Origin of the sequence: Bacillus sp. FJAT-27001, assembly GCF_019039175.1 — a bacterium.
Lineage (GTDB): Bacteria > Bacillota > Bacilli > Bacillales > Bacillaceae > Bacillus > Bacillus velezensis.
Genome location: NZ_JAHOAA010000005.1, coordinates 83,522 through 92,376, shown reverse-complemented (window position 1 = coordinate 92,376; position 8,855 = coordinate 83,522). Strand labels below are relative to the sequence as shown.

At 35.8% G+C, this 8,855-nt stretch carries 8 protein-coding genes, 4 tRNA genes and 3 pseudogenes; 11 read left to right on the top strand and 4 right to left on the bottom strand.

Going from position 1 to position 8,855, the window contains the following annotated elements; all coding sequences use genetic code 11:
* The first annotated feature begins 81 nt into the window (after positions 1-81).
* The 4 genes from BGM27_RS15915 (at position 82) to BGM27_RS15900 (ending at position 507) form a co-directional block, all read left to right on the top strand.
* Positions 82-156: transfer RNA gene (locus BGM27_RS15915), tRNA-Gln, on the top strand.
* Positions 157-189: 33 nt separating this feature from the next.
* Positions 190-265 (top strand) — tRNA-Lys (locus BGM27_RS15910).
* An 8-nt stretch (positions 266-273) separates the two neighbouring features.
* Positions 274-355: transfer RNA gene (locus tag BGM27_RS15905), tRNA-Leu, on the top strand.
* Between the two features lie 68 nt (positions 356-423).
* Positions 424-507 (top strand) — tRNA-Leu (locus BGM27_RS15900).
* 490 nt (positions 508-997) lie between these two features.
* Here BGM27_RS15900 and BGM27_RS15895 read toward each other — a convergent pair.
* Positions 998-1,447 (bottom strand): hypothetical protein, encoded by a 450-nt coding sequence (locus tag BGM27_RS15895; protein WP_007409585.1) that lies wholly within the window; start codon positions 1,445-1,447, stop codon positions 998-1,000.
* A 682-nt stretch (positions 1,448-2,129) separates the two neighbouring features.
* On the opposite strand from BGM27_RS15895, the pseudogene BGM27_RS15890 reads away from it, so the two are divergent.
* Positions 2,130-2,288 (top strand): annotated as a pseudogene (locus BGM27_RS15890) (cystatin-like fold lipoprotein); the annotation flags it as partial.
* A 71-nt stretch (positions 2,289-2,359) separates the two neighbouring features.
* Here BGM27_RS15890 and BGM27_RS15885 read toward each other — a convergent pair.
* Both BGM27_RS15885 and BGM27_RS15880 read right to left on the bottom strand, forming a co-directional pair.
* Positions 2,360-2,830 (bottom strand): MauE/DoxX family redox-associated membrane protein, encoded by a 471-nt coding sequence (locus BGM27_RS15885; protein ID WP_007409583.1) that lies wholly within the window; start codon positions 2,828-2,830, stop codon positions 2,360-2,362.
* Between the two features lie 244 nt (positions 2,831-3,074).
* Positions 3,075-3,578: an RrF2 family transcriptional regulator gene (locus tag BGM27_RS15880; RefSeq protein ID WP_004393007.1), complete on the bottom strand. Its 504-nt coding sequence runs from the start codon at positions 3,576-3,578 to the stop codon at positions 3,075-3,077.
* A gap of 196 nt (positions 3,579-3,774) precedes the next feature.
* On the opposite strand from BGM27_RS15880, the gene BGM27_RS15875 reads away from it, so the two are divergent.
* The 4 genes and pseudogenes from BGM27_RS15875 to BGM27_RS15855 all read left to right on the top strand — a co-directional run bounded on the left by BGM27_RS15875 (position 3,775) and on the right by BGM27_RS15855 (position 5,952).
* Positions 3,775-4,416, top strand: coding sequence for an FMN-dependent NADH-azoreductase (locus BGM27_RS15875; protein WP_007409582.1), 642 nt, complete (start codon positions 3,775-3,777; stop codon positions 4,414-4,416).
* Positions 4,417-4,424: 8 nt separating this feature from the next.
* Positions 4,425-4,571 carry an NAD-dependent epimerase/dehydratase family protein gene (locus BGM27_RS15870; protein ID WP_119001710.1) on the top strand — a complete coding sequence of 49 codons (147 nt, stop codon included), beginning with the start codon at positions 4,425-4,427 and terminating at the stop codon, positions 4,569-4,571.
* Between the two features lie 537 nt (positions 4,572-5,108).
* The gene (locus BGM27_RS20805; RefSeq protein WP_157870126.1) at positions 5,109-5,222 is read left to right on the top strand and encodes a response regulator aspartate phosphatase; all 114 of its coding nucleotides are present in this window, start codon (positions 5,109-5,111) and stop codon (positions 5,220-5,222) included.
* 205 nt (positions 5,223-5,427) lie between these two features.
* Positions 5,428-5,952 (top strand): annotated as a pseudogene (locus BGM27_RS15855) (NAD(P)H-dependent oxidoreductase).
* 187 nt (positions 5,953-6,139) lie between these two features.
* Here the strand turns inward: BGM27_RS15855 and BGM27_RS15850 are convergent.
* Entirely contained in the window at positions 6,140-6,298 is a 159-nt protein-coding gene (locus BGM27_RS15850) for an ester cyclase (protein WP_076983066.1), read from the bottom strand.
* A gap of 475 nt (positions 6,299-6,773) precedes the next feature.
* Here BGM27_RS15850 and BGM27_RS15845 point away from each other — a divergent pair.
* Both BGM27_RS15845 and BGM27_RS15840 read left to right on the top strand, forming a co-directional pair.
* Positions 6,774-7,143 (top strand): annotated as a pseudogene (locus BGM27_RS15845) (BCCT family transporter); the annotation flags it as partial.
* A 38-nt stretch (positions 7,144-7,181) separates the two neighbouring features.
* Entirely contained in the window at positions 7,182-8,585 is a 1,404-nt protein-coding gene (locus tag BGM27_RS15840; protein ID WP_007409580.1) for an MFS transporter, read from the top strand.
* Positions 8,586-8,855: the final 270 nt, after the last annotated feature.

Sequence of the window (8,855 nt, the reverse complement as noted above, 5' to 3'; positions counted from 1 at the left end):
GTTGGTCAAGCGGTTAAGACACCGCCCTTTCACGGCGGTAACACGGGTTCGAATCCCGTACGGGTCACCATTTACCTTCGTTGGGCTATAGCCAAGCGGTAAGGCAACGGACTTTGACTCCGTCATGCGTTGGTTCGAATCCAGCTAGCCCAGCCATTTTATTTAAAAATTTTGAATCACTTTTAGAGCGAGCCATTAGCTCAGTTGGTAGAGCATCTGACTTTTAATCAGAGGGTCGAAGGTTCGAGTCCTTCATGGCTCACCACTTGTCACGCGGGTGTGGCGGAATTGGCAGACGCGCTAGACTTAGGATCTAGTGTCTTACGACGTGGGGGTTCGAGTCCCTTCACCCGCACTTTCTTTTCAAAGTGCTGATCATCATCACTAGCTTATATGCTTAGTGGAAAGACAGCTTCATAGCACGCGGTCGTGGCGGAATGGCAGACGCGCTAGGTTGAGGGCCTAGTGGGTGAATAACCCGTGGAGGTTCAAGTCCTCTCGGCCGCATCAATGATACCAAGGGTTTAGACACTCTTGGTATTTTTTGTTTATAGAAATTTATCTGTTACTGCCCACTTACTTATAGTAAGTCATCTAGTTTGATGCCCTTCGTTTTTTATTTTACTTATCTTGGTGAGTGGTCAAGGTCTCTTTACTCCCATTTACTGTCCAGAAAATATGAAAAAACATCAAAAAAGGTGTAAATAATGATAACGAGCGCTGTATAACCCTTAAATATAGGACATGATAATACTCGTAAGGTTGAGGGGAAAAGAGCAGGAAAAGCAGGAGAAGAAAATTGGAGAAAAGTAATTACTAATCGGTTTGATTTGCATCATATAGGATTTAATACAAAAACCTTTTATTTCTAGAAAAAGAGAAGTTGAAAAACCTGGAGTGAATTTATTTCCAAAGTATAGAAAGTAAGAAATCTTTTAAAAAACTAAAAAAAATGAAATTACGGAAAGGTAATGAGTGATTACCTTTCCGTAATTCGTTAATTATTTCTTTGAGCAATTTTATATTTCATCTTAACACTACCACCTTGAGCCGTTGGTGAAGCTGTAAATGTGTAATTGTATGTCCAACCAAACCAACCATTTTTAACCTCGGCAGAAATGTTGCCTTGCTTGCCTGGTGCGATGGTTCTTGAGACTTTTCCATCAATTGATATTTTTATGTCATTACTTCCGTTATTTGAAATCCAGAAGTTTACTTGTGCTCCGTCATTCTCATCTAATTCGAACTCCCGACTCCAGCTTGATTGATCAACAGAGCCCTCTGAAATTTCCCTGTCTAGAGCTTTGAATACTCCACTTGTAACTGCATAATTTTTCGACGATACACTTGTAGTCGACTCCGCAAAAGCAGGTATAGTACAAGTTCCAACAATTACACCAGCTATCAGAGTCGATGTTACTCCTTTGAAAATGGACTTAAGATTCACGATCAAGCACTCCTTTTAATTTCATTTATTATACATACATATTTCGTATGCATGATACAAATAATACCATGTAAAATAATTACAGTAAACATTCTTTTGGATAATAATGTTTGTAACTCAACTTTTGTACCCCATACATCCCAAATCAGACAAGTAAGCCTTGATATAGCTAGGTAAGCGGAAATTGCGATCTTTTATTGAGGTACTGCTACTAGCAAAGATTTTCCGATACCCGCAAAACCAAAAAACACTATCCTTTCTCTAAAGTAACGAAAAGGGTAGTGTTTTTTGTGCTATTCAAGATTAATACGTACTCTTTTTTTCTCAAAATCGGACAAGTCAAGATACTACCAAAAGAAAAAACTATCGCACCTATTGGGCGAGACCACCTTACTTCTTTTGTTAGTGGTTTCTTAGATCTTAGTTGGAATTACAAATTTAAAGCTAATATTTTCAGTGTTTTTTTTAAAAAAAGTAATGCCTAATTTTTGTCCAAAATTCATAAAAAAAGAAGAAAACAAGTGGAAATGTAGATAAAGAATGCTTTATTTATAAGGTTTATGTAATACATGATACGTTTTCACTAGGTTGAGGGCCCAGCGGGTGAGTAACCCGTGGAGGTACAAGTCCTCTCGGCCGCATCAATGATACCAAGGATTGTAGACGCCCTTGGTATTTTTTTGAAGAAAGTTCTCGTAAGCTGACTGCTTATTCTTATTATGAGAAGCTTGGAGATTCTTATGAGGAAATGGCACATATGCCGGGTGATGGCGACCGACTTGGTCTGTATAAGAAAACACCTGATTATGAAGAAGTTAAAGGGAAGGAAACCGAAAATTAAGGAGTAGACTTTATGTCTGCTCCTTTTTTATGCTTCGATATTTCTTTCCCTATCTTTTAGAGGTTTGAGGGCTATTTGTCTGACTCAAGTGAAAATGATTCAGCCTCTACAGTTTTTTTCATGAGTAAAGCATCTATACTATAGGGTATTCTTTTAAAATAAATTAATATGAATGCACCTGCAGATGCAGAGAATACAGAATAGTCAAGAGAAGTCTTAAAACCTGTTCCTACTGTTAAACCTAGAGCGAAAATAATCAACATAGCACCACTCAATACAGCTGTTATTCTTGTTTTGAAACCAATGATCAAAAGTATTCCTAAGATGGTTTCAAACATAGTTGCTATCCATCCTGCTATCGGTACAAGAGCATTTGGTATAAAAGGAGTTAAGGCAGCGACATAATCCGTGTAATTTTCAATGTTTCCCCATATGACATTAGGCTTGCCAGGTGTCCCCCATAGTCCGAATCGATCGGCTACAGAAGATAAAAAGCTAATTCCTAAAGCGAGCCTAAGATACAGAGTCATTAATGCTTTCATTTTACATTTCTCCTTCCTTTTTTGAAATTAATCTGTAAAAAAGAAGATTGTTATTCTTTTTTATAAGAGACCGTATAAATCGGCGATTAATATAGTCTTTAATATGAGTATAACATTTGCGCTTTCTTATGCAAGAGAAGCACCAATAGGTACGGCATTGTTTTTACAAATTCAAACGCCGAGATGGAAAACGAAAAAACATAATATGACTTGTAATAGCACAAAAAAGCTCTGACTAATTAATTTAGTCAGAGCTTTTTTTTATGAAGTATTCCCGAGTATCTGTCCTTGTTTTTTTAGGCAATACTACGTCCAATTCTTTATTTAACCATGCGAGCGTTTTATTACGAAGATAATTACGCATCTGTTCTTCTGCTTCAAGCATTACCAAGTTAATTGTACAAGAAGAATTGCTGGATTCACAGGAGTTGCATTTGTCTCGATAAAGCAGACCATTGCTTACAATATTTTTACATTGAAAAATGGGTTTTGGTCCTTCAACAGCCTCTATTACATCCCAAAAGGAAATATCTTCTGGGGATTTTGCTAACCTGTATCCTCCCTTTACACCGGGGACAGAATTTACAATACCAGCTTTAGATAATTTACCGAAAACTTTTGAAAGAAATGTTTCTGAAAGTCCTTGGAACTCTGCAAGGTCCCGAATCCCGACACTTTCCTTGGAGGGAACATCTATTAAATAAACCAGACAATGTAAAGCATATTCAACCCCAACACTGTACTGCATATAAACTCACCTGCTTTTGATTTTAAGGGTTATCACATTGTATCTTAGGAGTATTTTTGGTGATAGTCAATCATAAAACCCTTCTTTAGTATATTATTTGTTCCGTTTGACAAAATAAACTGCAGGGTTTATATTAAAGATCGAATTGATCGTCGATTAAATTAATCTTTAATATAAAATAAAAGGAGAGTTTTAAATGAGCAAAACACTTATCATTAATGCACATCCAAAAGTGGATGATACGTTGTCATATAGTTTACGGGTAATGAAACACTTTTTGGAAACTTACAAAGAATTAATTCCAGAGAGTGAAGAGCTTGAGCAGATTAACTTGTATAGTGATGAAGTGCCTATGGTTGATAAAACAGTTTTAAGCGCATGGGATAAGGCTGGAAAGGGCGAAGAACTGACAAGCGATGAACAAAAAGTAACAGAACGCATGACAGAAGTATTGAAACAATTCAAAAGTGCAAAAACGTATGTCATCGTTTTGCCTTTGCATAATTTCAATATTCCATCAAAATTAAAAGACTATATGGACAATATCATGATCGCACGCGAAACATTTAAATATACTGACACTGGGTCAGTAGGTCTGCTTAAAGATGGACGAAGAATGCTTGTCATACAAGCCAGCGGATCAATTTATACAAATGATGACTGGTATGAAGAAGTTGAATACTCTAATAAATATTTGAAATCAATGTTCAATTTCCTCGGTATTGAGGATTATCAAATTATCCGAGTGCAAGGAACAGCTTTACTAAGTCCGGAGGATGTTTTACAAAAAGCAAATAAAGAAGTTGAAGAAGCTGCTTCAAGATTAGCAGGTAAATAAGGTATAGCATGAAGATCATTGTTGCCGGGGGGACTGGAGTAATTGGTCGGTCCCTTCTTCCTAAATTAATACAAAACGGCCATCAAGTATTTGCATTGACCCGAGGTAATCGGTCGAACACGTTCCTCAAAAGAATCAGTTTTAGTAAACAATGAAGTAATCTTTACACGTTAGAACATTTTCTAGCGTGTTTTGTTTTTTTTTATTTATGGATCACGTGTCAAGACACAAAAGCCTTACAATAACCGCAATAAAGACGAAAAGAATAATTTCTTCAATAGACTATTCGTACCTTTTTGCATTGGATGAATTTGCTTGCATCGATTATCTTGGATGAAAATAGAAAAATTCCGTACGACCTAGTCACTCAAAAATTGAATGATTGGTATACTCTTATTAAAAATGATCAAGTTGAGCAGGCTGATTGTTATACTATCAATTGCTTGAAATGGCGGGGTTTTGTAACTAGTGATAAGCTATCACTTTATTGAGGGCCTAGTGGGTGAATAACCCGTGAAGGTTCAAGTCCTCTCGGCCGCATCTCAGTGATACCAAGGGTAATAGAGAGATCCTTGGTATTTTTTTGTGCTTGTTTTTAAATGATCTAATGCCCACAAACTGCCCACTTACCTAAAGTAAGTCATCTGCAGTCGACATCGCACAAATATTTTCATCATTATAGGTAGTTACTAATGCCTCAAGCTCCAATTTGCAAAAGTAGAGAAAGTATTACAAGCATGGAGGAAAACAAAGATGCCTTGTTATATGATCAGCTATTAGAATTTAGACACGAGATAATAGGGTAGGGGCATAAGGGTACTGAAAAGGCTTAATCTTTTTTAAAAGGTTAAGCCTTTTTTTGGCTATAAATGTAATTGGTGTCCAATTAGTTGCCCTGAATTCATGAAAAAGGATAAAATAGGTGTAAATAAGTTGTTATTTTAAAATTAGAATCAATTCTTTATCACAAAAGCAATAATAACTAATCTGCGAAGAAAGGATAACGGTCAAATGAAAACATTAGTTATCGTTATACACCCTAATTTGGAAACGTCTGTTGTCAACAAAACCTGGATGAATCGTTTAAAGCAAGAGAATGACATTACGGTTCATGACCTGTACGGTGAATACCCTAATTTTATCATTGATGTAGAAAAAGAGCAGCAGCTCCTGTTAGATCATGAGCGTATCGTTTTTCAGTTCCCAATGTATTGGTACAGCAGTCCCACGTTACTCAAATAATGGGAAGATGATGTGTTAACACATGGCTGGGCTTATGGAACTGGAGGTACTAAATTGCATGGAAAAGAACTGCTCTTAGCGATCTCCTTAGGCGCACAGGAATCTGATTATCAAGCAGGCGGAGAATATAATATCACGATCAGCGAGCTTATCAGACCGTTTCAAGTCACTGCTAACTATATAGGAATGCGTTTTCTTCCTGCCTTTACACAATATGGGACACTTCACCTTTCAAAAGAAGATGTTAAGAACAGTGCGGAGAAATTGGTTAACTATCTTAAAGCTGAGCATTGATCCGGTATTCGCGAGGGAAGCTGAAATAAATGATGTGTTGTGAAAATAAGGATTTGTGATAGATGTTAATTAAACTTTATTTCAAAGTTACATCGACTGAATGCAGGAGGGCATAGAGCGAGGACTTAATTATAAAAAAAGAGACCAAGCTATTCACCTGATCTCTCACTATTTCAACTTTTTACTGTTAATTAACGCCAAGCTGACGGAGAATATCATGCACATCCACATGAGATCTATGTTCAATAATTTTACCGTCAACAATACGTAACAACATCATAAGAGAGAATTTAACGCTTTTTCCTAAATTCAATTGTCGTTGATTGGCCTGTTTAAATGCATCCATTATTTCATACCCGGTGCTACTTATTTCTGTTGTAGTCTGTGTACTGATTAATAGGTAAAGAAAGTCGAAAAGGTATACGAAATTCTTCATACAAATTAAAGTTTTGAATGAAAGAGCAGGATTACTCCTGCTCTTTTTCTTTCTAATTGGGCTGGATTAAACGCAGACGGTTATTCCTTGGGAAGAACAAAAAAATTTCTTCTATCCATTGACTAGCTGGGCTTTAGCCGGATTTCTATCACCCTGTTGAGCTTGTCAGATTTTAAAAAGATATGATACGTTTATAGTGTTTTGTTTCACCTGATTGTGGGGTAATAAAGATAGAATCAGTAAATAATTCTTAGGAACGACATCAATCTTATAATAAACATATTGGAAGACGTAATGGAAGAACTAATATAAAGGTTTAGGATACTTTGAAGAAATAAAAGTTTTTTTTGATTGTGATAATATTCACAATAGATCTGTATGAAGGGGAATCATTTCTCCAAATAGTCTGCAGAAAATACCAACCACAGCCCAAGGATATATCACTAACCGCTTTGGCTGGTATTATTTGTTGGATGTTTCTCTTTTTGTTGCTTTTTGTATTATTTTTAGTCCAATCGGCAAAAATAAGTTAAGGAAACCAGCGAAAGAAAAAACTGAATTTCATCCTTCTTTCCTGGTTTACAATGTTATTTGGCGCTGATATGGATATTAGTCTAGTCTTTTAGGTACAGTTGAACCAATCATCCACTATGCCGTTAGCTCTCCATCAGGTGAAACAGAAACCCCCAGACTTTTAGAGAAGCATTACGCTATACATTCTGGGACTGCATGCTTGGACCGTTTATACGCTTGTATAATGTGGATTTGATAATCAAGGAGTCGATATTATTAAATGAAGTTTAACAAGAAAAAAATTAACGTTGTAGACATTCAAAAAGCGAAGAAAAGCGTGTTTGCTACAGGGATAGGAAACGCGATGGAATGGTTTGATTTTGCTTTATATTCTTATTTGGCAGTTATTATTAGTAAAAACTTTTTCAGTCCAGTTCAAAACGATGAATTAAAGTTAATATTTACTTTTGCTACATTTGCAATTGCCTTCTTACTTAGACCGGTAGGCGGAATTATTTTTGGTAAAATGGGTGATAAATTTGGTCGGAAAATAGTATTAACAATTACTATTTTAATGATGGCTTTATCTACTTTAATAATTGGTGTGCTTCCTACCTATGAACAGATTGGTGTATGGGCCCCTATATTATTACTCTTAGCTCGTATTCTGCAAGGTTTTTCTGTGGGTGGAGAGTACGCTGGTGCAATGGTATATATCGCAGAATCTTCTCCAGATAATAAGCGTATAAGGTTAGGCAGCGGTTTAGAAATCGGCACATTATCTGGTTATATAGTAGCTTCTGTTTTAGTTACAGTACTTTTCTGGACTTTATCTGATGTTCAAATGAATAGTTGGGGATGGAGAATTCCTTTCTTCTTAAGTATTCCAATAGGATTATTTGGTTTATATTTGAGAAGTCATTTAGATGAATCACCAATTTTTGAAAATGACATCTCTGAAAGCCAAGAACAACAACCAGGTTTATTAGAAGTCATTAAAACATATAAAAAAGATATCTTTTTATGTATCGTATTTGTGGCATTTTTCAATATAACCAATTACCTATTGTTAGGTTATATGCCTTCTTATTTAGATGAGAACCTTGGTATAAGTGATAATATAAGTACACCGGTTACAGCAATTGTATTGATTATTATGGTACCGTTCGCTTTAACTTTTGGTAAATTGGGAGATAAATTAGGAAATAAAAAAGTTATAACAATTGGATTAGTATTAGGAATTGTATTTTCGATTATCTCTTTTCAATTTCTTAATATGGGGAATATAACATTCTTATTTATAGGACTTTTAATGTTAGGTATTGTATTATCTGTATACGAAGGTACTATGCCAGGATCTTTACCTACGTTGTTCCATACGGACATTAGATATCGTACATTATCCTGGACATTCAACTTATCAGTTTCTATTTTTGGTGGAACAACACCTTTAGTTGCTTCTTGGTTAACCCATGTGACAAGAAACAATTTGGCGCCGGGTTTCTATTTATTAGCAGTTAGTTTAATTGGCTTAATAGTTGTGTTAACCTTATTTAAAGATACTTCAGGTAAATCTTTAAAAGGTTCTTACCCAACAGTTGCTTCTAAAGCTGAGTTTCAAGAAGCTGTTGAAAATCCAAAAGATTCACTGTGGTGGAAAATGGAACAAACAGAAAAGGAATGAAAAAAACATCCATTTAATTGACCGGCTACTCGAAATACAGACTCAGAATAAGCTGGGATTATCCGAGCAGCAATGACTGCAGCTCTTTTATATTCTGGAGGGCTTACTGCTTTGCAAAAGCAGCGTTGCTATTCTCGATCGTCATTATTTTATTGGTTGTGTCCTAATAATAAAACGTTGACGCAAGAACGAAGAGAAATTAAAAGGTCCGAGCAATACAGCAAAATAAGAAGCAAGAAGCTTTGTTATGCCAGTTCTTCTCCCGAAGGA

What these genes read in the sequence shown, in the direction of transcription:
- BGM27_RS15885 (WP_007409583.1), bottom strand. Translation starts at nt 2,830, where the DNA reads ATGAAAGCATTAATGACTCTGTATCTTAGGCTCGCTTTAGGAATTAGC.
- BGM27_RS15880 (WP_004393007.1), bottom strand. Translation starts at nt 3,578, where the DNA reads ATGCAGTACAGTGTTGGGGTTGAATATGCTTTACATTGTCTGGTTTAT.
- BGM27_RS15875 (WP_007409582.1), top strand. Translation starts at nt 3,775, where the DNA reads ATGAGCAAAACACTTATCATTAATGCACATCCAAAAGTGGATGATACG.
- BGM27_RS15840 (WP_007409580.1), top strand. Translation starts at nt 7,182, where the DNA reads ATGAAGTTTAACAAGAAAAAAATTAACGTTGTAGACATTCAAAAAGCG.
- BGM27_RS20805 (WP_157870126.1), top strand. Translation starts at nt 5,109, where the DNA reads ATGCCTCAAGCTCCAATTTGCAAAAGTAGAGAAAGTATTACAAGCATG.
- BGM27_RS15850 (WP_076983066.1), bottom strand. Translation starts at nt 6,298, where the DNA reads ATGGATGCATTTAAACAGGCCAATCAACGACAATTGAATTTAGGAAAA.
- BGM27_RS15870 (WP_119001710.1), top strand. Translation starts at nt 4,425, where the DNA reads ATGAAGATCATTGTTGCCGGGGGGACTGGAGTAATTGGTCGGTCCCTT.